General features: G+C 49.1%; 22 protein-coding genes. 16 read left to right on the top strand and 6 right to left on the bottom strand.

Annotation, left to right across the window (positions count from 1 at the left end; translation table 11 throughout):
• Positions 1-58: 58 nt before the first annotated feature.
• The 5 genes from AC2YIT_RS21145 to AC2YIT_RS21125 form a co-directional block, all read right to left on the bottom strand.
• Complete coding sequence (locus AC2YIT_RS21145; protein ID WP_487280501.1) at positions 59-2305, bottom strand: DNA/RNA non-specific endonuclease; 2247 nt, start codon at positions 2303-2305, stop codon at positions 59-61.
• 142 nt (positions 2306-2447) lie between these two features.
• Positions 2448-3413: a hypothetical protein gene (locus AC2YIT_RS21140; RefSeq protein ID WP_487280500.1), complete on the bottom strand. Its 966-nt coding sequence runs from the start codon at positions 3411-3413 to the stop codon at positions 2448-2450.
• 8 nt (positions 3414-3421) lie between these two features.
• On the bottom strand, positions 3422-3835 hold the full coding sequence (locus AC2YIT_RS21135; protein WP_487280499.1) for a hypothetical protein: 414 nt from the start codon (positions 3833-3835) through the stop codon (positions 3422-3424).
• Between the two features lie 403 nt (positions 3836-4238).
• The gene (locus AC2YIT_RS21130) at positions 4239-4724 is read right to left on the bottom strand and encodes a hypothetical protein (protein ID WP_487280498.1); all 486 of its coding nucleotides are present in this window, start codon (positions 4722-4724) and stop codon (positions 4239-4241) included.
• A gap of 10 nt (positions 4725-4734) precedes the next feature.
• The gene (locus AC2YIT_RS21125) at positions 4735-5850 is read right to left on the bottom strand and encodes a C10 family peptidase (RefSeq protein ID WP_487280497.1); all 1116 of its coding nucleotides are present in this window, start codon (positions 5848-5850) and stop codon (positions 4735-4737) included.
• Between the two features lie 986 nt (positions 5851-6836).
• Here AC2YIT_RS21125 and AC2YIT_RS21120 point away from each other — a divergent pair.
• From AC2YIT_RS21120 to AC2YIT_RS21085, 8 genes are all read left to right on the top strand, one after another.
• Positions 6837-7229, top strand: coding sequence for a single-stranded DNA-binding protein (locus AC2YIT_RS21120; protein ID WP_487280496.1), 393 nt, complete (start codon positions 6837-6839; stop codon positions 7227-7229).
• An 11-nt stretch (positions 7230-7240) separates the two neighbouring features.
• Positions 7241-7720, top strand: a complete 480-nt coding sequence (locus tag AC2YIT_RS21115; protein ID WP_487280495.1) for a molecular chaperone DnaJ — start codon at positions 7241-7243, stop codon at positions 7718-7720.
• A 145-nt stretch (positions 7721-7865) separates the two neighbouring features.
• On the top strand, positions 7866-8084 hold the full coding sequence (locus AC2YIT_RS21110) for a hypothetical protein (protein WP_487280494.1): 219 nt from the start codon (positions 7866-7868) through the stop codon (positions 8082-8084).
• 15 nt (positions 8085-8099) lie between these two features.
• Positions 8100-8363, top strand: coding sequence for a hypothetical protein (locus AC2YIT_RS21105; protein ID WP_487280493.1), 264 nt, complete (start codon positions 8100-8102; stop codon positions 8361-8363).
• A gap of 39 nt (positions 8364-8402) precedes the next feature.
• Positions 8403-10241, top strand: a complete 1839-nt coding sequence (locus AC2YIT_RS21100) for a ParB/RepB/Spo0J family partition protein (RefSeq protein WP_487280492.1) — start codon at positions 8403-8405, stop codon at positions 10239-10241.
• A gap of 607 nt (positions 10242-10848) precedes the next feature.
• Entirely contained in the window at positions 10849-11388 is a 540-nt protein-coding gene (locus tag AC2YIT_RS21095; protein ID WP_487280491.1) for a hypothetical protein, read from the top strand.
• A 415-nt stretch (positions 11389-11803) separates the two neighbouring features.
• Positions 11804-12175: a response regulator gene (locus tag AC2YIT_RS21090; protein ID WP_487280490.1), complete on the top strand. Its 372-nt coding sequence runs from the start codon at positions 11804-11806 to the stop codon at positions 12173-12175.
• Positions 12176-12444: 269 nt separating this feature from the next.
• The gene (locus AC2YIT_RS21085; RefSeq protein WP_487280489.1) at positions 12445-12915 is read left to right on the top strand and encodes a JAB domain-containing protein; all 471 of its coding nucleotides are present in this window, start codon (positions 12445-12447) and stop codon (positions 12913-12915) included.
• A gap of 676 nt (positions 12916-13591) precedes the next feature.
• Here the strand turns inward: AC2YIT_RS21085 and AC2YIT_RS21080 are convergent.
• Entirely contained in the window at positions 13592-13876 is a 285-nt protein-coding gene (locus AC2YIT_RS21080) for a hypothetical protein (protein ID WP_487280488.1), read from the bottom strand.
• A 208-nt stretch (positions 13877-14084) separates the two neighbouring features.
• On the opposite strand from AC2YIT_RS21080, the gene AC2YIT_RS21075 reads away from it, so the two are divergent.
• From AC2YIT_RS21075 to AC2YIT_RS21040, 8 genes are all read left to right on the top strand, one after another.
• Positions 14085-14696, top strand: coding sequence for a TetR/AcrR family transcriptional regulator (locus AC2YIT_RS21075; RefSeq protein WP_487280487.1), 612 nt, complete (start codon positions 14085-14087; stop codon positions 14694-14696).
• A gap of 234 nt (positions 14697-14930) precedes the next feature.
• On the top strand, positions 14931-15347 hold the full coding sequence (locus AC2YIT_RS21070; RefSeq protein ID WP_487280486.1) for a hypothetical protein: 417 nt from the start codon (positions 14931-14933) through the stop codon (positions 15345-15347).
• 113 nt (positions 15348-15460) lie between these two features.
• A complete protein-coding gene (locus AC2YIT_RS21065) occupies positions 15461-16378 on the top strand; it encodes a toprim domain-containing protein (protein WP_487280485.1) in 918 nt (305 codons plus the stop codon).
• A gap of 210 nt (positions 16379-16588) precedes the next feature.
• Positions 16589-16978 (top strand): plasmid mobilization protein, encoded by a 390-nt coding sequence (locus tag AC2YIT_RS21060; protein ID WP_487280546.1) that lies wholly within the window; start codon positions 16589-16591, stop codon positions 16976-16978.
• Positions 16966-18282, top strand: a complete 1317-nt coding sequence (locus AC2YIT_RS21055) for a relaxase/mobilization nuclease domain-containing protein (protein WP_487280484.1) — start codon at positions 16966-16968, stop codon at positions 18280-18282. The genes AC2YIT_RS21060 and AC2YIT_RS21055 overlap by 13 nt, the downstream gene beginning before the upstream one ends.
• Positions 18283-18295: 13 nt before the next feature.
• Entirely contained in the window at positions 18296-20278 is a 1983-nt protein-coding gene (gene mobC / locus AC2YIT_RS21050; protein WP_487280483.1) for a conjugal transfer protein MobC, read from the top strand.
• Positions 20279-20493: 215 nt separating this feature from the next.
• A complete protein-coding gene (locus AC2YIT_RS21045) occupies positions 20494-20721 on the top strand; it encodes a hypothetical protein (protein ID WP_487280482.1) in 228 nt (75 codons plus the stop codon).
• Positions 20722-20832: 111 nt separating this feature from the next.
• A complete protein-coding gene (locus tag AC2YIT_RS21040) occupies positions 20833-21171 on the top strand; it encodes a hypothetical protein (RefSeq protein WP_487280481.1) in 339 nt (112 codons plus the stop codon).
• Positions 21172-21231: the final 60 nt, after the last annotated feature.

The following is a 21231-nucleotide window of genomic DNA, read 5'->3' as shown; positions in this document are numbered from 1 at the left end:
AAATTATGTTCAAGTATGCTGCGTGGCATTGACAACGCCCATTTCCCGATCACGGCGCTTATCTGGCCTCTTTCCCTTTCAACTGTCCGTAGGTTTTCAGCACGCTGATGCGGTTGTTGCCGCCAATACTTTCCGCGCCCGATGCGGCAAACGTGTCAAATTCCGCCAGGTTGGAAAAGCTAAGTCCTGTCAGCTCTTCCAGGTAAGCTACCGAACAATGATACTCGGCAGGCAGCTTATCCGGGAGCCGGTCCAGGCTTTCGGCTCCCGAAGGAGTCTCCGCTATATCGAATCCTGATTGTTGCAGCAGCTTGCTTTGGTCGGCAATAATGGCTGTGGCCTTCAACGTCCCATCCTGGGGCCATACCACAATTTTCCAGAACGCTTTGGGAATTTGAATGTAGCCTCCCTTCGGATCTTTGTCTGTAAACACAGGTCCGCTGAAAACCGATACACGCATGTTCTCGTCATCGCTTGTGTTGGTGATCCAATCTTCGACACCTGCCCATCTGGTCTTCACCGGGTTGAACTTGAAATGCTGCGGGGCGCAGTTCAAAAAGTGAAAGGTATCTGCCTGCCCTTTTATTGCCCTGGCTGCTGTACCCCAGGAAGGGTCTGTACGTTTCACCAGGTGTCCGCGTTGAAATACCTTCATTTCATCGTATCCGGTATACAGACCATCCTCGCAGACCTCATCGTCCAGTATCCGGTTGTCCTCATACCATTTCTCCCTTCCTTCCGCACCTTCCTCCGACATGGCCTCGGGTCCCCGGGTTACCTTACCAGTATCGCGGTTAATCTTCACTACAGAGGCCCCATCGATATTGACCGCCGTAAAAAAGGCCAGTCGCCGGTCTTTGTTCATCACTACGCTGAAGTGCTGGTATTTAAACTCGATATCGTCTGTCCATTGATTTTTTGCCGCCGCTGCCTTCTGAGCATCATTAAGCTGCGGAAGCGGAACAGGTATGCCAAGAAAAGCAGCAAAGTAGCCTTTCCTGCTTTTGTAGTCCTGGTCAGGGACCAGCTTTTCTGCGCCGGGTAAAGCTTGCTGCCCTTCGGGTGCAGCCGTGGTGGCGACGGCGGTGGTATGGGGCTGTCCGTCCCCCAGGCTTACGGTGATCGTCAGCGGCACAGTAAAACTCCGACTGTTGTTTTCCATGGGTTGTTTATTTGTAGGTTGAAGAAAGTCTTTGTTGAGTGGCGCAGCGGGGACGTCCGGTTTACGGACCGCTTCCCTGTTTGGGTCCGCTACCGGTCTGACAGGAGCGGGAACGACCTGCTGATCGCCGGCTTTAATGATATTGCTGGGTAAGTGGGAACGGATGGCCAGCGCATCCGCAAGTACCGTCTGCATCGGTGCATTCAGGCCCGTCAGTGCCTTCAGGTACCTGACTACCGAGCTGATGCGGATGGCCTCGTTGCCGGATTTGGGAAGATCTTGTACCTGGTCGGTCAGCGCCCGGTAAGGCTCACCCCAATGGTGTAATCCGATCACCTCCCAATCATCGTTGAACACAGGTGCGCCCGACGAACCTGGCTCGGTGTCCGAGCCATAGATTAATGTATTGGGCGTTCTGGCCAGCAAATGATTTTCGCGGACCACAAGCTGCTTGGTCCGTCCCTGAGGGTGCTGAATGCAGTTGACATACATGCCCTTTATGTGCCGGTCCGTAGACTCAAATAAAGGCAGAAAGCCTATGTCTTCTTTTGGCAATGTCCCCAGGACACGTTCCCCGACAGCGACTATGGTGAAATCCAGATCATCCTCGGGTGCGGTAACGAAAAAGGCGCCAGGATCTAACCGGAATCGTGAGGTCGGTTGCGGTACCTTCCGGTAATCCTCCTCGTAATTGAATTCCAGTAAAAACTGCGCACAATCCTCAGGGTTTGGAATCACATGGTTGTTAGTGACAAAAAGCGTTGGCGAGATCATGAAACCCGTACCCTGTGGGTCCCCGTCATCAAAAATCACCCGGGCAACAGACTTTGCCGCTGCCTTAGCCAGGTCCAGAAATGCAATGCCCATAAAATCCACCGTATTGCCCTGGATGCTTTCCGCCTTTCGCTGCTGATCCGGTGCTATGGGTAAAGATTCCACGGACTGATAATCGGCAATCATGCTAGCCACTTCGCCTGACACCGGTATTTGCTTTTGAATGTATGCGACTTTACGGGTTTGATCATCCTCTGCCTCGAGTGGTTTTCCTTCCATAATTTTTTGGTAGGAATTGCGCTGCTGTTCGAGTGTGGCTGAAAGGCGGTTCTCTAAATTGGCTTTGCTCTGACCGGTTATCGATTTCATAGTACAGATGTAGGTTGGTAAGGGTTCGTCGTTTCCCAGATAAGTGACAATCTATTCTAAACTAGATACTTAATGGCCCATGTAAAAATATTTTGTGTTAACGGTATATTATATATGTGATGTCACGGATTCAGGCCCTATCTCACAATGCCACATTGACGCTGATCAGCCAGAACTGCTGGTCCTCCAACCCTTTTAATGGGTCTGAGCCCCGGTTATAGGAGCCGCCCAGAGAAACCTTGAGCGGTTCGGTGATCACATACCAATCCAAGCCGCATTTGAGCAGGTCCGTATAACCTTCCTTGCCTGCGCCCTCCACCGTCTTGTTGATCACATCCCATCTCCCCGTATAACTCGCCGTCAATTTCAGGATCGGCTTATGGATCTTATTCTTTCGGTTCCAGGCTACGGCAGCCTGTGCCGTATAGATCGGCCGAAGAATAAATCCGGTCCCCGAATCCGTCTTCGTTTGCAGTACCTGCTGCGCCTGCGCCCCTGCGAAAATGGAAAAGAATTCAGAGATTTGGTTATCCGCCTGATAAGTGTTCGTGTTCCAGTTGATCCTGGATTTTTCAGTTGTCCACGAAAACAGAAAATTACCAGCCGCCGAGCTCTTCTTACTGACCCGATCATAGTTGTATTTAGGATCGAATGCCACAAAGAAAAGTGTCTTTCCGTCTCCCGTCGCCGCAAAATTCCAGGTCCCCTGGTAGCCCGCCTCGAAGTTGTCCTGCTTCTTTTCGGTAAGGGTGTTTTTGTGGTACTCCACTTTCAGCTTTGACGTATAACTGTTACTATAAAGCCAGTTGGCAAAATCCAGCCGTACGTTCATGCCCAGGTTGATCAGGTAAGAGGACGTATCCTTCCTGGGAAGTGTTAGCTGGAATTGGGCCGGTTCGGCGCGCTGGTCTGCCGTTTCCATTGACTGTCCGATCTTAACCTTCTTGGTAACCCACTTCACGAACTTGGAAGGGTCGTTAACCTCTGAGTCCTTCTTCTCATGGCCGATCACAGCCATTTGTTCACTGATCGGCTTCAACGCCTTTTTTTGAGCATACACGCTGATCGAGGCTGCCGACAGCACCACCAACAAAATTGTCTTTCTCATCGCATTGATCATTTTGTGGCCTTAGTCACCAGATCGATGCAGTCCTGCACCGTCTCGCAATCCATGACATCTTTCAGGTCCACTTTTGCCGAAGGCTTTCTCTTACGGGCGATTGCTACAAATTTTTTGGTCAGCGAAATGTATTGCATATCCGTGAAGCCAAACGATGACATTTTCTCTTTGTTACTCAAACTTGCCGGGTCAGGATTGTTTTGCCCGTCTGTTTCCAGGATCGCAATTTTCACTTCAGTTTCAATGGTCGTCTGTATCGCCTCAAAGGAGGCCATAGCTATCAAACGCCGGGGCCTGCGTTTTCCTACGCGCAACGGTCTGGACTTTTTGTTGTTGTTCTTCCTTTGAAGTTTACTGATCAACTCGCGAAGCCGGTAAGGGGATACTCTTGATGACTGGGGACGTGCCATAGTGTAACTGATGAGGTGATTGAAGGTTCGTTGCTCAAAGATCTCAAAATAGGTCTGAAAATTACCGCGTATTTCTACCTGTTTTGATCGATGCAGTTCAACATTTCTTATCACCTTTTCAATGGACTATTATTTCATCTGCATCGTCGCTAATGATAAGCGGTAAAACAAGTTGCGGGCCTACGACAGCACGTCAACAACCGTTTGCTACCGCTCGCCTCAGGGATCATGAATTGAGCGTTGTGATTATTATACGTCTGTCCCCTCCTATCCTTTACAGGCACCGACCAGATTAACGAAAATCGCCCGGCTGTTTGGCCGGGCGATTTCTATTAGCTCAGGTTAAAATTTATTGGTTCGCGATAAGCATAAACTCCCCGGATCGAATAAGAGACAGCGAGCTTCACGGAATTACCAATTCGAATTTTCGCCATCCGTCAGAAGAAGCCCATACCTGGCTCCCGTCAAGCCACAGCTTCTCGCATGAAACATTCGAGGGATTGGAATTATACTGGCTTTTTATCTCGAAGGTCTTATTTCCATTAATTTCAAGGTAAGTAATCGTTTCGCCGTTTGAACTTCCGGCCGTATAGGGAGTGTTCAGGTAAACCTTCAGGAAATAACTATTCGCATCCTGAATAATGCGGTACCCGCCCGGATAATCCAGGTTAGGCTCGTTATACAAGACTTTTTGTCCGTTTACCAGGTAGTAAATCTTGAAGTCCGAAATAGAGGACGAATTTCCAGGGTTCAAAAGATCTGCGCCGTTTTCATCTTTGAAGACAATATCAACATCCGCTCCGACATTAATTCCTACCGGCTCTTCCGTTTCATTGTTACAAGCCAAAGCAAGCAGGGAAACGATCATGATGTAAAAGATAGCTTTCATGTGATAAAAATTAAAGTTTGATTCCGATTACCATCATTTGATTCGTACTGAAATTCCTTCCATTGGGATTGGGGGTAAAATAATTTCCGTTCCAGGCTCCTGCCCAGCCCCAATTCATATGCATGCCATTGGGGTAAAGATCCCCAGTACACAAGTAATAGTCAAGAAACCCGTCACACACCCAGGCATGCCCGCCGACCGTAGCATCGAAACCGGATAAGATCACCGGCCTTCCGGCTCGCAGTTCGTTCTTGACAGTATTAACGTTATAGGATAAACTTGAAATTCCCGTAGAATACCCGTAACCCACCAGGGTAGCACGAATGGATGCCTGGCTCGACCAGGTTCCGCTACAGTCAAAAATTGCGCCATTGTTATTAAAAACGTCCCGCATCAGCCTTGCTGTTTCCGCACTTGGCGTGGTGTTGCTCATACTGCTCCAGGTAAAGGTACCAGGAAAACTGTAATATCGCATGACTTGGGAGATCGCAACCGGAACACAACCAACAAAGGCCAGATTACACGGCGTACATAACTGGAACGGCATATCGTTATTATACCCACATTCCTGGCCCCAGGTAGTATTCAGTAAGGGAGCAATGTACTCATACTCATCTTCACATTCGTCAATCGGATCGTCCGTTGTCCGGCTTCCTTTTGTTACCTGCGGATATGCCCCCTTCTCGAATTTTTCCCATAACGCGGCTATTCTTTTATCCTGTAAATTTTTAGCCTTAGCCTCGCTCACTTCTGTTTTGTAGAAATTAATCATATTCCTGACACTGACCGGCAATTGCTTATCCAGAGGAAAATCGCCGGTGTCGGCATGCGCCAGGATGGGGATCGAATTCCGGTCCGCCGAAACAATGGCAAAGCCGCCTTCCTGGTAAGTAATTACATAAAATAATGCATCTCCGCGCTCGCCCTTAATTGTCGTTGACATTTTGACGGTCTTCTCTCCCGCTGACGTGCGGGCATTTGAAACACCCTTCGATTTGTCAAGCGGGGACATTGCGTCAAAAGTCCTTGCCACCTTCAATGCAATTTCACTGCTTACCGGCTCAGATTCCTGGGAGGGTGCAAAAAAGCTGTCCTTTTCATGTTGACATGAGGCAAAAACAAGCAATACCCACACAATTACAATGTAAATCCTTTTCATATTCTTTATACGGATTAGGTTTGTCCTAAGTAAGGTATAAAAAATGTACACATTAGGTTACATTAATATGTAATTATTTTTTGGGAAACAAATAATTGTATGATTTTCCGAACAAGATAAAGGTTGGAAACAACGCAAAATTATTCTCTGATAACTATTCTATATCAGAAATGTCCGACCACAACCTACCTTATTATGGCCTTTCATTAAGTAGCTCTTTTCGATATCCTTTCTCCTGGCTATCCATAAATTGATGAGTTGCGAAATAGCCTGCGCAAAAAGTGTAATTAGATGCGGCAAACATATAAGATGTTGTTACAGCGCAGCCAAAGTCTTTTTCTTTTAATCGTAAATAGCTTTCTCTCCTATGGCAACTCCTTACCGGAAAGCTTTGCTACGGGCCTCGCGCCGGTAAGGGCCGGGCTCTTTGCTCCAATCTTTTCTTGCCGGAAAAGGATTTCCACGCCGATCCCTGTTGCGTTTCTACTGCCGATGTTATGATTTCAAAAGGCCCCTGCAGTGCCTTTGCTTTTTTTATGTCCTCTGAAAAAGGAAAGAGGCATGGCTTGTAAAAGCCCTTTCTCCCGTCCAGCCACCCCGCTCTGCTGAAGCGGGCAAAGCCACTTTTAGCCAGTGTTGTGGGCGGTGCTGCTTCCGATTGTTTTCTCCGAAAAATAATGCTGCCGCCCATTTGCTGTCAATGGCTTTCGCGGCTGATGCTCCCTCGCGTGCCTTCCAGGCCCGGCTCAGTCCGCTGCCTTCCACGGTCCATTGCCTGCAAGGCGGCCGCATTGAACATTTTCCTACAAAAAAATCGAAAGGAAATGAACACCACCCACAACATAACACTGGCTAAAAGCGGCAGCAATGCCGGCCGTCAGGGGGAGAGCGGGGCGGCCCCGGCCGGGGGAAAGACAATTTTTCGCAATTAAAAAAAACAAAAAACACAGATCATGGAAATCACAGGAACAGTAACCAAAAAAGCAGTAGTAAACGCGACAACATCAGGTAAACAAGTGATCAATTTCACCATTGCAGTCGGTGACGGTTACAAAGCAAAATCCGGCGAATGGGTCGATAAAACGCAGTTTATACAGTGTGCATACTGGCGCAGTACATCGGAAGCTATCATTAAAATGCTATCAAAAGGCGCAACTGTTCAGCTGTTCGGCAGTTTGGAAGCCCCGCAGGTTTGGACAGATAGAAACGGCAATCCCCGCGCATCGCTGGTCTTTCGCACCGCTAACATCAAACCGATCCGCAAACCTAACCAGCAGCCACAGGCCACGACCACGCCAACAGCAGCAGGGACAACCAACACCGAGAAAGACGATCTGCCATTCTAAAAAACTGCGCTATGAAATTCTTTAAAGACTGCACCACCCTTGAACAGATCAAGGCTTTATATAAAAAGCTGGCATTAGAGCACCACCCCGACCGGGGTGGTGACACAGCCACCATGCAACAGATCAATACAGAATACGCTTTTGCCTCAGCCAGTATCCTGAAAGGGGCCGGACTGTCCAGCGAAGAAACCGAAAATGAACTAAAATTCTCAAAAGATTATCAGGCCGTATTAGATCAGATCATACACCTGCCCGGTATCATTATCGAACTGGTGGGCCTTTGGATATGGGTTACCGGCAACACTTACCCGGTACGGGCTACCCTGAAAAACGCCGGTCTGTTTTTCGCTCCCAAAAAACAAGCATGGTATTTCCGGGCTGAACACTTAAAGGAATTCCGGGGAAGTAAGAAGAGCCTCGATCAGATCAAAACAAAATACGGATGCCAAACCGTAAACACTACCAACGGCACCTACAAGGTCCTTAACTAAACATTTCTTAACGATTAAAACCACAGAACATGTTACCCGTGCTCCGAATTGACAGCGAAATGATGCTGCCCGATACCGATCAATGGCAATTGCGCTTTCATATCCAAAGCTTTCGATCTTTTGTTTAACCCCTAACACCCAAAACATGAGCCAGTTCCACGAAAAGACAGAACGCAAAGCCTTACTCCTATTGGCGTGTACGCTCCGGTACTTTGACCGTTTGCATGGCCTGAAAATGACCACGATGGACGATTTTGATGCATGCGGGGCAAGAAACCTGATCCGCTGCATCATTGAATCCTCCGGTTATAAAGCCATTACCCAGGACGGCAAACGCACAAGGCTTGTAAAGACCATTCGCTAACCAAATCTCAAAATCATGTTTCTACTATTTATTGCCACCGTTCCGGCGCCCGGCGTCCCGGTGGCCGGAACGCTCTTTGTCCTTACAGGCTTTGCTGTCCGCCTGCTGATCGGTAAACGCCGTTTTGAACGGCGCGGCCTCGGCGGCTTGCAGCAGTTCCCCAACTATTGGGCTGCGCTGCTGGTCACCCTGCTCGAATGGCTGCTTTCGATCACTTCCTTTGCCATGATCCTATTCGGCATACTGCTGCTTTGTGTGCATTGGTATAACCTGCCATAAAGCAATTCCCCAATCGCTTACACTTAAACCAAAACAAATATGAAAACCGTTAAAAGCAAGGCTGTGCGCAAGCAGCCCAAACAAACCGCGCCCGTTGTTGAAAACGAAGTCCCCCAACAGCCCGCTGCCTCCTTTGAGTATATCGCTATTTCAGACATCGATATCAGCCCGTTGAATTATCGCAAATACTTTGCGCCGGGGTCATTGGAGGCGTTCGCCGAGAATATCGCCGCATTGGAACTGATTTCTCCCGTCACACTCCGGCCTATGCCTACCGGCGGCCGTTATGAACTGGTCGCAGGGGAGCGCCGTTTCAGAGCGGCAAAAATTGCAGGCTTGCAAACGCTGCCTGCAATGGTCAGGCCGTTAACTGACCAGCAGGTCATGGAGATACAGCTGGCCGAAAATATCCAGCGTGAAAACCCGCACCCTTTCCATGAGGCGCAAGCGATCGAACGCTTGCAGCAAACAGGGAAATCTATTGAAGAAATCGCCGCTCGGTTGGGCAAATCCAAATCCTTTGTCTATAGCCGGACGAAACTTTCCGGCCTGATCGAAGTCATGCAGGACATCTTTTTGGCTGACAAGATCACTGTGCAGGAAGCATACGAAATTGCAAGCTTATCACCGGCAAGTCAGCACGAATTTTACGAAAGCTATTGTACTGAATGGGAAGAGGAATATTTCGAACTGCCGGGAAGCTATGCGATCAACCGTTTCCGGTATGATCTGACGCGCGCGCCTTTCGATATCAAAGATAAAGAACTGGTGCCCGAAAAAGGGGCCTGTACAAACTGCCCGTTGAACTCGGCCACTTTGAAAACATTATTTCCGGAAATGGCAAAGCAGGCTGTTTGCAGCGGTGCGGATTGCTATCAAAATAAACGTAACAAACACTATCAAAAGCAGATCGAAGATGCAGCCCTACAGTTGCCGCCACAGGCCCTGATCTATGACAACTCGCACTTTTTCGTAGAAGTAACCGGCATCATTGATAACATCGAGAACCTGAAAGACCTGCCACGCTATACAAAAAGGTCTGTCTCTGAAATCAAAGCACCTGTGCCCCCGTCAAGAGATGATTATATGGAGGCAGACGAGCAGACCGAGTATTTCAACGAGGAGGGCTATAATCATGCCCTTGATGAATATAACAGTCGATTGGAAGATTATCACCAGCGGATCAATAGCGGCCAGACCCAATCCGGTTTACTGATTACCCAAGACGGTGTCCGCTTTATGCTGTTTATGCCGCCTGAGCAACAGGAGGCATACAATGAGCAACAAACCGTTCAGCTTACCGCCAAAGCGGTGCAGGGAGCGATCAAAGACGGGACGGTTACCGCTGAAATGATTGAAGGCGAGATTAACCGCATCCTCACAAGAGAAAAACGCTTTGTCGAGATCGACGAGGGAAAAGTACAGTCAAACATCCATAAGGGCTTTATGGATCAGTTCAGCCAGCCGGAAAACAATCAAGCACTTACCCAGGCCGACCATGTAGCTATGCGCTTGATCGTCTTTGAATCATTGAGCTATTATTCGAGAAATAAAGTGCAGGAGGCGCTGCATATTGAAGATCATGATTTAGGGCAGGAACAATTTTACCAGACCTTATCCGGGCTTACCGAAGCTCAGTTTGCCTACATGGTACGTATGGCTATAGCCCAAAGTACCAACAGTAACGAACCCGGCAATATCCGGGGGTGGTGCCTTTTAGCAGTTGCGCGCGAGGCAGGTTTTAACGTAGATGCCGTCCGGCAGGCGCAGCAGGAAATAGCCGATGAACGTTGGCAAAAAGCCGAAGCGCGGATTAAAGACCTTGAAAGAAGAAAAGAAAAGCTTCGGCAGAAATCCATGCTCACCCAAGCAGTATAGGTAACAGAGGGTTAAAGTCAGCCTCCCGGCACCAATGCCGGGAGGTCTGCGTGACCCGGTTCTTTCTTTGTCCTGCGGCAACAAAGAAAGAACCAAAGAAAGTGCCGCCGCGCCAGCTGTATCCCCTGGCTGCGCCCGTGGCGCGGGAAGCGGAGCGAGCAGATCAGCGCAGCTTCTTTCTTTCTTTTTTAATCGTGCTGCCCTGATCTGCTCGCGGCATGTTGGATGGTTTCTCCCATGACGATACTATGACTACTGATCGGCAGCGTAGCGTCGTTTTAGTTATTGTCCAATCAAAGATGCGCCCGCCTATTGCACCGGGCATTATCGTATTCGCCCTGCCAATTATCAAGATTCCTGTCAGACTAGATGCTTATGCGCTTCACTGATCTGGATTATGCTGTCTCAGATTGAGATAGAGAAAGTTAAGACACTCCTGTGGTCGCAAAGTTCGGCTGCCAGCATCGGGGCGGAAAAGGAATTTCCGGCATAAACACAGGGGGCTCCTGCAATAGCTGTCATTTATTCCGTTCCTGCTTTTCCTTACTCGCCGCCAGCCGGAAAGGCAACCATAATCAATTTCTTAACTTATAAAATCATTCTGATTATGGAAACCAGAAACAGCAAACGCGACCAACACATCAAAGGCCAGTTTGTCGAGCAGCATGTAAAGGCAAACGTCACAACAATCGTTGAATACATTCTCAATGCAGAAGATTCCCATGCACCCTTCCGAAGGAGTGATCTAGCCAGTTGCTATTGTTATCGTGACAGTGAAGGAAGCTTTTACTCTGCCAAGGAACGTGTCTGGCTCATTGATGATTACACAGATCAGCTGGAAGAACTTCTGGCCTGTGACTCAGCTGACTTGGACGCCAATGATCTTGCGAACCGGGATTGGCTGGAACACATGATCGGAGAACTGGAATCTGCAACGCCCCATTGCATGGAACCGCTCAGCTGGTGGCTGGTCTCCGAGTGGCTGGCAGATCGCCTGCGGTCCAATGGTGAAAACGTCCTTAGCGACGGCATTAACAACTACTGGGGCAGGCTCAGGGCAGGGCAGGCGATTAAAATGGACGAAGTGATCCATAACATCTGCAAACAGATCGGCATACTGGAAGGTCAGCCCAATGAATGGAAGTAAGCAAAGGGGCTCAGGCCCCTTTTTTGTTCGTGCCTGAATGCTAGTTACGTGCACTTCAATGTTGCGACATAGAATGTATGTTGATCAATTTCAGAATAAATGCCGGTCACTTTGGGCCGGCATTTATGTATTACCCCTCTCCTTGATAATAACGTACTTGTCTGATACGAATATGGGAAATAAATTCAGAAATGTAACTGTCGGTTAGCTGTTTGTTAATGATTCGCTGAAAAGAAAATTCCCGGCAACTTCTTCCCGGGAATTTTCGCACTTACTTTATATTTTAGGCATAGCATTATATGTACTGCAATATACCTTCAATTAATCAGATATTTCCTTGAAATGGGTTAATCCATTGCAATTCTCATGTGACCAATGGTTATATTCAAACAGGTCTTATTTTTTCGTTCCGGCTATGGCAGATTCAAAGATTTTCTCCTGTTTGATCATCGACGATTGGGATTCGATGCACATCATCCTGACCGATCTATTGAAACCCCATAGGCGCGTCAGGATTGTGGGGCATTGCTTCAACACCCTGGACGCGATCGAAATGATCCACAAGAAGAAACCGGATTTTATTTTCCTGGATATCGAGAACGCTCCTTACACCGGCCCTGAAATGCTGACCAAAATACCAGCGCAGGATTTCAAGGTAATCATTGTTACTGCTGATCCGTTGCTGCTTTCCGCCCCACCAGATCCCAGGATTGTTGCCGTCCTGCCCAAATTTATCGATCCGGCTGAATTAAGGGAAGCGCTGTCCGGGATTATTTCACGTGGGTAGCCTCGTGCTGACCGGCATTTTAGCCTATTCCTTTCTGTAATCACTGATGCATTTATTTTCCCCGGACTATTTCTATGTACAGTCCTACGTTACTGCATAACCATGCCGCCCAAGTTCGGCGACCGGCATCGGAGCGGAAAAGGAATTTCCGGCATAAACACAGAAGGCCCCTCAATAGCCATCCTTTATTCCATTCCTGCTTTTCCTTGCTTGCCGCCCGCCGCAGGACGGCTCCATAATTATTTCTTAACTCCTAAAACAGAGAAATTATGGAACAGGGTAAATTCGAACCTGAATTCTTCAACATCCCCGAAATCAAAATCAGCTACGAGCCAGGATTTAAAGTTTCGCTACGGCCAAAGGTCGCAAATTCGCAAACGGCGGCGGAAATACTCAGGCAGTGCTGGGACGCCGGCAGCATCCAGCTGCAGGAAAGCTTCAAAGTGATGCTGCTTAACACCGCCTGCAGGGTGCTTGGTATCTACAACCTTTCACAAGGCGGGATGAGCGGGACCCTGGTCGATCCGCAGCTGATATTGACGGTCGCTTTAAAAAGCGCAGCCACGACATTGATCCTTGCCCACAACCACCCGTCAGGGACGCTCAGCCCCAGCCAGAACGATATCAAACAGACCAACAAGGTCGTTCTGGCAGCGGAGCTGCTGCAAATAAGAGTGGTCGATCATATCATCCTCACCGCAGAAGGCTTTTACTCCTTTGGTGACGCTGGATTGTTATAACCAGCAAGAGGGGCAACCCCTCTTATTTTTTGCCCTGCCTTCATCCTATTTCAGTTCTGCGAGAACGATCAGCGCTGCAAGCGAAGCTAAGCATTTGCCGAAGTGCATGAGGTAGGACCCATGCCCCCAAAGTAAAGCTCCCCGCTACCATTTTCACCGATACAAAAAATATCCCTGTCAGACGGCAGGGATATTTTCCACACAAGTAAAGTGGTTTTTTGTTTGCTGAACCCGACCGGCCGAAGGAACGCTCATTACCCCAACCAGGCTGGAAGCAGGAAACGCTTTAAAATTGGGGAAATAAAATGAGCAAGCTATGCTGCACCTCAAATAAATCTGTACAATCCTGCGCAGAGTAGTAACGTATAGAGGCCGTTAAATGCTCATCGGGCAACATCATCGGTATAACAGGCGCGATGCAAGTCACAGGGCCAGACACCATTGGCGGAAATAAAGGATAAACAGCCACGCTCATTGCGCAGCCGGGTTCTTCCTGCTGCAAGGACTGCCCAGAGTACAGGAAAATCTGGTTATCTGTCTTATCGTTGCGAATGCTCCACGAAATCGATAAATTTACCTGTCTTATTCAGATACATAGGTATGCTAACCTAAGTAATCCGGGGCCGGATAGGTCCCGGATTCTTTGTTGCCCAAGGCGATTCAGAGCAGCCCCTGATCAGTTCCCCTGAAAGGCTACAAGCTTTTTCCGGAGCTCGGTGAGCCCGGCTTTCTCCAGGCAATCGCCGCTGATGCTGAGCAGCTCGGTAATCTCTTCTTTGCTGGCAGCCAGCGCCACACCAACAGGGTTCAGCTGCGCCTCTTTCAATCCACGCTCGATCACTTGTGCCAACAGCAGTACTTGCTTTCTGCTGATCCGCAGATCCAGCTTGACAGTTTCGTTCATGCCCGGGATACTCATCAGCGTATCGTACAGCTGGGCCACTTCTTCATTTGTCATCATACCCCTCGTTCGTTTATTTGATCAATCTACACAACGGCAAAGATAAGCTTCCAGACAACAGCGCACCACTACGGAATTTGGAGTGGTTAGCGCTCTGCGAAAATCGTAACGGTCATGCCTATTTATCCACCAGTTTTTGTAACTTGATATTACTTCAATGAGCAATAAGACAGGTGTGAAGTATATTGTTAGTCCAAACCTACGAGTTATGGAATCCACCCCGCATCGGAAAATAAAGACACGCAACAAGGAAAGGACGAAGACAAAAATCCTCAAAGCCGTTGGGGAGATTATTGAGCAGGCAGGTACCGAACGCGTCACCATTGCAAATGTTTCCAGGAAAGCCGGTGTCAACAAAATTTTGCTATACCGCTACTTTGGAAATATCGGCGGCCTGGTAAAACATTATTACCTGGGTAGATTACCTGGCCATATGGCCGTTTCAGACACCACGGAAACCGTTAAGGTTCCCGCGCACAGCGAGCTAAAACCGCAACTGGCTCAAACATTGCTGGACATGTTAGATGACCTCCGAAGTGACGATGCAATAAACAGCCTGTTCAAACTGGAATTCCAGACCCGGCAGGATTTCTTGCCTCGGGAGCAGGCCGAACAAGTCGCCCACATACTCGCGAAGGCAAAACAGCAGCCGGGAAACCGGGATGCGGGCGCCCAAGCTGCATTGCTCTGCGGCGCATTGTATTTTTTGGCCGCAATCGCCGGTCACCCGAAGCCGCTGGTCGGTATCGACTTGCGACAGGAAGACGCCTGGCGGCGTATCCGGCAGGTCGTCAAAGACATTGCCGCCAGCCTTACCTAATCTGTATACGGCTGTGGGGCGATTATCCTCTTCCTCTGAGTTTTCATTACAAGGCAGGTAACTTCTTCCTCCCGCGAATTGCCATGCAGCGATTGGCAGGCCCCAATTATACAATTCTGCTATTTTCTTTTAACCAGCTAATAAATCGAATTTGCACCGATAGAAAAAGCAGGCAAATCGTTGCACTTCCGCCTTGAATTGGGGTAATTGATAATACACCAAATGAAAAAAGTGATGAAAAAGGCCGAACACTTTAACCTGCTTCCCAGGCAGTATGCCAGTTGGACTCAATTTTTTCTATCCATGGATCTTGCCCCGATAGTCGGCTTCTCGGCCATCCAGGAGGATGCCGGATCGATCGTATTCGATATGGCGCAGCTGCCTGGCAGTAACGGGGAATCAAAAGGCAAGCTGGAAATTGAATTCGAATTTTTCAAGGCCCGTCTTTTTGATGAATTCCTGACTTCTTCCGCCCTCAACCGCGATGTGTGCGACACACTCGCCCGGGCAATCAGCGCTCATCCCGACCGGGTTGACAAAATCCGGCCAGTCAGGGATGCCATGAGCGAGATCCTGCTCATGGGGGAAGTAATATCCAGGGCAAGGGAAAACCCGCCAACCTTATTCAGCTGGCTGAGCAACCTGAACTAACCTTTCCCGGCCTGCCTGCACCACTACAGAATTTGGAGTGGTAGCAATGCTTCTGATGTGACACACTACTTTCGTAGCGCAAACTGAATTGTGAAACGAAAATTTTGTGCAGTATGGATTTCAGAAGCGACCGGCTTTCGATTACGGAAGCCAAACAGATCGACCTTGTCGATTATCTCTCATTATTGGGCTTTGAGCCCGCTAAAACCAGAGGCGCCAGTTACTGGTATCACTCGCCGTTGCACCAGGAGAAAACACCTTCCTTTGTGGTCAACCGCAGCCGGAATATCTTTTATGACTTCGGTATCGGAAAAGGCGGCAGCCTGATCGATTTCGGGGTAGCCTTTCACCGGTGCACCATTCCCGGATTATTACAACTGCTCTCACAGGGCAGCTCCACTCCTATCCAGACCATTACGCAGCCTGCGCCTTCGGAAATTGATCCGGCCGAAAACAAGATCACCATCACCCACGTGATGCCCCTTAGTTCGCCCTCACTTTTACGTTACCTGGGCACGCGCCGCATCCCGCTCGGTTTGGCCCGGCAGTACTGCAAAGAAGTCCGGTTCGAGAACGGCGGTAAAAATTACTATGGTATCGGTTTTCAGAACGACACCGGCGGCTACGAAATCCGCAATCCCTATTTCAAAGGCAGCAGTGCGCCAAAGGGTGTCACCACCTTTCGTAACGGAGGCCAGCGACTTGCCGTGTTCGAAGGGTTTATGGACTTTCTTTCTTACCTAATGTTGACTCCGGAGCATAACCGCCTGAACACAGATTACCTGATCCTTAATTCCCTTTCCTTTTTTGAAAAATCAATTCCGATGCTGCGCGGCTATAAAAGCTGTCACCTGTACCTGGACCGGAACCCGGCCGGACAAAACTGTACCCGGCAGGCCCGTCGCATCCTGGGCAGACGTGTCAAGGACGAAAGCTACCGGTTCCGCGGCAGTGAAGACCTGAATGATTTTCTTTTAAGTGGAAAGCCCCTTCGTCCCTTGCGGCAGCATAAAGGTCTGCGTCCAGGGTGAGCCTCCCTCCCACTTTTTATTGAACGGGTAATGCCACCTTCTAATCAGAAAGCCTGAAAACAGGCAGGGGTTTTCCTGCTGCGCCGAAAACGGCAAGATGTAAAAATGTTTCACATTTTGGCCTTTGGGCCTTTTTGGGGCGCCCTCCCTCCGTAGTCGGGGGCGCTGCCTTCTATGAAGTTTATTGTTTAACCGTGAGCATGATTTGTGATGAAAGACCAAAACAAAAAAAAGATCCGACACCTGGGCATCCGCTTGAACGAGCAGGAATATGAGCAGATCGCCAAACTATTTTCCCAAACCTCCGTAGCCTCTGTCAGCACCTATGCGCGCAAGATTTTGCTGCAAAAACCAGTCACCTTTTTAGTGCGCAACCAGTCCGAAGACGAGATGATCGCAGAGCTCACCAAGCTGCGCAGCGAGCTAAACGCCCTGGGCAAAAACTTCAACCAGGCCATCAAAAAACTCAACGCGATGCGGCATGTGAAGGAAATGGAACATTGGCTGGTGGTCTTTGAAATCGAGCGGCGCGGCATCGAAAAGCATGTCGCAAAGATCGAATCGGAGATCAAAAAAATGGCGGAAAAATGGTTGCGGTGATCCATTACAGCCGCAGCATCCGGGCTGTTCTTAATTACAACGAGAAGAAGGTAGAGCATCAGGTAGCTGGTTGTATCGATGCCGTAAACTTTCCGATCAGTGCCGCCGATATGAGCTTTCAGCAGAAGCTGGCCTGCTTTCAGAAACGCAATACGCTCAATGAAGCGGCGGAGATCAACACCGTTCATATTTCATTGAATTTTGCGCCAACCGAAGTGTTTACCCAGCAGCAGCTCAGCGAAATCGCACGCGATTACATGGAGCGGATCGGCTTCGGGACACAGCCTTACCTGGTCTACCAGCACAGGGATAGCGGCCATCCGCACATTCATATCGCCGCAACTGCCATCAAGCCGGACGGTAAAGTACTGCCCCTTCACAACCTGGGAAAATACAAATCCGAACCGGCACGCAAGGCCATTGAAGAGCATTACAACCTTGTTCGCGCCGAGGACCACAAGCGCGGTGTTTTTCAGATCAAAGCGGTTGATCCGGCAGTTGTCCGGTATGGTCAGTCCGATACCCGCAGGGCCATTTACAATGTGCTGGCAGCTGTGCTCAAACCTTACAAATACACCTCGCTGGCCGAGTTGAATGCCGTGCTGAAACTCTACAATGTCGCCGCCGAACCAGGCGCAGAAGGCTCCCGAACAGCCAGCCACAAGGGGCTTTACTACCGGGTTTTGGATGCCAACGGAAGGCCTGTCGGGGCGCCGGTCAAAGCCAGTTTGTTTCCTGCGTGGCTGCCGGAAAAGCCCACATTGAAGGTCATCGAAGGCCGCTTTGCGGTCAATGACGCCATGCGCCAGCCCGATAAGAAAAGGATAAAATCAACTATCGATTTTGCCCTGGCCGCCGCCAACAAACCCTCATTTGCGGGCCTTGTCAGCCAGCTTAAACGTAGTGGCATCGCCACTGTCACCCGTGAAAATAATGAAGGCAGGATCTATGGGATCACCTTCATCGACCACAAGACCAAGGCCATTTTCAATGGCAGCGACCTGGGCAAGCAGTACACGGCGAATGCCATTTTGAGCCGCTGCGCGCCTATTCCGGAGCGCCGTAGCCAGGGCCTGAATATCCCGGCATCCCGTCTGGCGACTGACAAAAATCCGCCCCGACAACCAAATGCAAATTCTACTGCTTCCGCAGGTTTATCCCAGCTGCAACCCGTTACGGACAGCAGCGGAGCAGGCGGCCTGCTCGATGAGCTGATGCGCCCCGAATATGGCGCAGACCATGTGCCGTATGAGCTGCGCAGATTAAAAAAAAGAAAGAAAAGAAAACAATCCAGAAGACTTTAAACAAGCAGTTATTATGTCACAGACAGGAGAGAATGATCAGGCGCTGAGGAAGATATTAGACATGACCCGCCTTATTTCGGTAGTCCTTTTAGGGCTGCATTTTTATTACTATTTCTATGCTGCATTCAAAGGTTGGGCGCTTGTTTCCGGCTTCTCGGACAGAATCCTGACCAGTATTTCGGGAACCGGTTTGTTCAGCCATTTCGTGGTTTCAAAAGTCATTGCCGTAGGCCTGTTATGCGTCTCGCTGATCGGCTCGAAAGGAAAGAAAAGTGAAAAGCTGGGCTTTAAAAAAGCATTCACCTTCCTGGTTTCAGGGCTGATCGTTTACTTTATCAGCTATTATTTGCTTTACCTGTACTTACCTATACAGGGTAAAGCAGTGCTGTATTTTGCGGTAACAGGCGCGGGTTACCTGTTGGTTCTGAAAGGCGGCACGATCTTTTCCCGGATTATTACCGACCGGCTGCGCAAGGATATTTTCAACACCGAAAACGAAACCTTCCCCCAGGAAGAAAGGCTCTTGACGAACGAATATTCCATTAACCTGCAGGCGCGCTACCGGTTCAAAAACAAGCTCCGCGCCTCGGTGATTAATATCGTTTCGCCCCAGCGCGCGTCGATCATTTGCGGCAGTCCTGGCGCGGGCAAGACGGCCTACGTCGTAAGGCAGTACCTGCTCCAGGCGCTGGGCAAAAACCGCCCTTACACGGCCGTAGTATATGATTTCAAGTTCCCGGACTTGTCTCTGATTGCCTATAACCATTGGCTGAAAAACAAGCATCGTTACCCCGGATCACCGGGTTTTTATGTCATCAACTTCGATGATCTGGCCCGCAGCAACCGCTGCAATGTCTTCGACGCATTGGGCATGGTAGACATCACCGATGCCACCGAATCGGCCCGCACAATCCTTTTGGGCCTCAACCGCGAGTGGCAAAAAAAGACCGGGGACTTCTTCGTGGAGTCAAGTGTGAACTTTGTTACCGCCGCGATCTGGTTTCTCAGAAAATACCAGGACGGACAGTTCTGCACACTGCCGCATGTGATCGAACTGATCCAGACCGAGTACGATAAGCTGTTCACGATCCTGCAGACAGACGAGATCAGCACCTTGGTGAATCCCTTCATCAATGCCTATTTGAACGATGCCGTAGAGCAGCTCGAAGGACAGATTGCCAGCGCCAAAATCGCCCTTGCAAGACTGGCTTCGCCTCAGCTTTACTACGTGCTTTCAGGCAACGATTTCACACTTGATGTCAACAATCCCGAGCATCCCAAAGTCGTTTGTTTCGGTAACAATCCGCAAAAAACACAAACGTACGGCGCCGTGCTTTCCCTTTATTTGAACAGGCTTTTAAAGATTATCAACCAAAAGGGAAAGGAAAAATCCATGCTTGTTTTAGAAGAATTCCCTACGATATCGCTTGATGTGATTCCCACTATTGCTACCGGCAGGTCCAACAAAATTGCCGTCTGTCTTTGCATCCAGGATGCCACCCAGCTCCGCAAGGAATATGGCCGCGAGCAGGCCGATGTGATCATGAACACGGTCGGCAACATCATTTCCGGGCAAGTCACAGGCGACAGCGCCAAACAGATCAGCGAGCAGATCGGCAAGATCATGCAGGACCGAGAGAGCCTGTCTATCAATAGAACCGACACTTCGATCAGCAAGTCCCTGCAACTGGAATACGCCGTGCCGCCTTCCAAAATTTCCTCGCTAAGCTCTGGTGAATTCGTCGGTCGTGTAGCCGATACTCCCGATCAGAAAATACAACTCAAAGCTTTCCATTGCGAGATCAGGGCAGACTTCGAGGCGATTCAAAAAGAGGAAGAAGGCTACCAGCCGATCCCGCTTATACGCCAGGTAGATGAGCAAATGGTGATCAGAAACTACCAGCAGATCAAGCAGCAGGTCGCCGACATTGTCCAATATGAAATGGAGCGGATCACCGGCGATCCGGCCCTGGCATGGCGGATCGTTAGTAAATAAGAGTCAACCCACGCAACCGGCAAAGCAAAAGATGCTTTGCTGGTTGTATAGAAGCCTCTTTTTTATTAAACATAATTTAAGACGTATATAAGGGCGCGGTCGCTAAATTTGCCATAAACTGCCCCTGCAATGACAACCAGTTACCTACAGGCAAAAGACCCTGCCAACCCGATTTATGCGACTATATTTTACGGCTTGATCCTCCATTTACTTTAATGGCGATCACCGATATTGACGAACAAGGACTGGCTTCCGCCGAAGACAAGGTCTGTAAAATGTATTCGATAAGGGGAAAAACCTTTCAGCTGACGGCGATGCACGTTAATGACGGCCTATCCGAATATTACCTGGATACCCAGGAGACGTTAGAATGGGTACTGGACGCCGCCTGGGAATGGTACAATACGCCCGGGAGGCCAAGACTTCAAATAAACGAGCTTTAAGCCAAATGCTCTTCGAAAGGAGATCAGCTATTCCTATTTTTCGGGTAAATCTTTTTTTTTAACTTGTGCCCACGAAGTACTTAGCAAAACCTTTCTGTAAACCCTTTCTCAATGAAGCCGTTCATTTTCCAATTTATGGAAGCTGGCTTGTCCGAAGCTCCCGACTATTCGACGATCGAATATGACAATGATCTGAATTTAAGTGTGGATCGCAATACAGGTTTACCTGCGATCGATTTCCTGGCGATGGATACCGAGACATTCACAAAAACGGGAGGCGAGGGAGCCGACAGCGACAAAAGCATGAGTGTAGTCTCATTGGAAACTCAGACGATGACTTTTGTTAACAATGAAAATTCAGATAGCGACAAAGACATTTCCTCCATCCGCGCGCTTCTAGACACTACGACGGCCACACGCTCGATTGAAAGTAGCGATCAGGACAGATAAGCAGATATTATGATTTTGATCGTTACGCACAAATCTGATTATACTGCGGATTATCTGATC

The organism is Dyadobacter sp. SRI_021 (assembly GCF_057586235.1).
This window is presented reverse-complemented; position numbering and strand designations above follow the sequence as displayed.

Excerpts from the sequence above, each read along its gene's own strand:
- AC2YIT_RS21145 (WP_487280501.1), bottom strand. The coding sequence starts at position 2,305 with ATGAAATCGATAACCGGTCAGAGCAAAGCCAATTTAGAGAACCGCCTT.
- AC2YIT_RS21140 (WP_487280500.1), bottom strand. The coding sequence starts at position 3,413 with ATGAGAAAGACAATTTTGTTGGTGGTGCTGTCGGCAGCCTCGATCAGC.
- AC2YIT_RS21135 (WP_487280499.1), bottom strand. The coding sequence starts at position 3,835 with ATGGCACGTCCCCAGTCATCAAGAGTATCCCCTTACCGGCTTCGCGAG.
- AC2YIT_RS21130 (WP_487280498.1), bottom strand. The coding sequence starts at position 4,724 with ATGAAAGCTATCTTTTACATCATGATCGTTTCCCTGCTTGCTTTGGCT.
- AC2YIT_RS21120 (WP_487280496.1), top strand. The coding sequence starts at position 6,837 with ATGGAAATCACAGGAACAGTAACCAAAAAAGCAGTAGTAAACGCGACA.
- AC2YIT_RS21115 (WP_487280495.1), top strand. The coding sequence starts at position 7,241 with ATGAAATTCTTTAAAGACTGCACCACCCTTGAACAGATCAAGGCTTTA.
- AC2YIT_RS21110 (WP_487280494.1), top strand. The coding sequence starts at position 7,866 with ATGAGCCAGTTCCACGAAAAGACAGAACGCAAAGCCTTACTCCTATTG.
- AC2YIT_RS21105 (WP_487280493.1), top strand. The coding sequence starts at position 8,100 with ATGTTTCTACTATTTATTGCCACCGTTCCGGCGCCCGGCGTCCCGGTG.
- AC2YIT_RS21100 (WP_487280492.1), top strand. The coding sequence starts at position 8,403 with ATGAAAACCGTTAAAAGCAAGGCTGTGCGCAAGCAGCCCAAACAAACC.
- AC2YIT_RS21095 (WP_487280491.1), top strand. The coding sequence starts at position 10,849 with ATGGAAACCAGAAACAGCAAACGCGACCAACACATCAAAGGCCAGTTT.
- AC2YIT_RS21090 (WP_487280490.1), top strand. The coding sequence starts at position 11,804 with ATGGCAGATTCAAAGATTTTCTCCTGTTTGATCATCGACGATTGGGAT.
- AC2YIT_RS21085 (WP_487280489.1), top strand. The coding sequence starts at position 12,445 with ATGGAACAGGGTAAATTCGAACCTGAATTCTTCAACATCCCCGAAATC.
- AC2YIT_RS21080 (WP_487280488.1), bottom strand. The coding sequence starts at position 13,876 with ATGATGACAAATGAAGAAGTGGCCCAGCTGTACGATACGCTGATGAGT.
- AC2YIT_RS21075 (WP_487280487.1), top strand. The coding sequence starts at position 14,085 with ATGGAATCCACCCCGCATCGGAAAATAAAGACACGCAACAAGGAAAGG.
- AC2YIT_RS21070 (WP_487280486.1), top strand. The coding sequence starts at position 14,931 with ATGAAAAAGGCCGAACACTTTAACCTGCTTCCCAGGCAGTATGCCAGT.
- AC2YIT_RS21065 (WP_487280485.1), top strand. The coding sequence starts at position 15,461 with ATGGATTTCAGAAGCGACCGGCTTTCGATTACGGAAGCCAAACAGATC.
- AC2YIT_RS21060 (WP_487280546.1), top strand. The coding sequence starts at position 16,589 with ATGAAAGACCAAAACAAAAAAAAGATCCGACACCTGGGCATCCGCTTG.
- AC2YIT_RS21055 (WP_487280484.1), top strand. The coding sequence starts at position 16,966 with ATGGTTGCGGTGATCCATTACAGCCGCAGCATCCGGGCTGTTCTTAAT.
- mobC (WP_487280483.1), top strand. The coding sequence starts at position 18,296 with ATGTCACAGACAGGAGAGAATGATCAGGCGCTGAGGAAGATATTAGAC.
- AC2YIT_RS21045 (WP_487280482.1), top strand. The coding sequence starts at position 20,494 with ATGGCGATCACCGATATTGACGAACAAGGACTGGCTTCCGCCGAAGAC.
- AC2YIT_RS21040 (WP_487280481.1), top strand. The coding sequence starts at position 20,833 with ATGAAGCCGTTCATTTTCCAATTTATGGAAGCTGGCTTGTCCGAAGCT.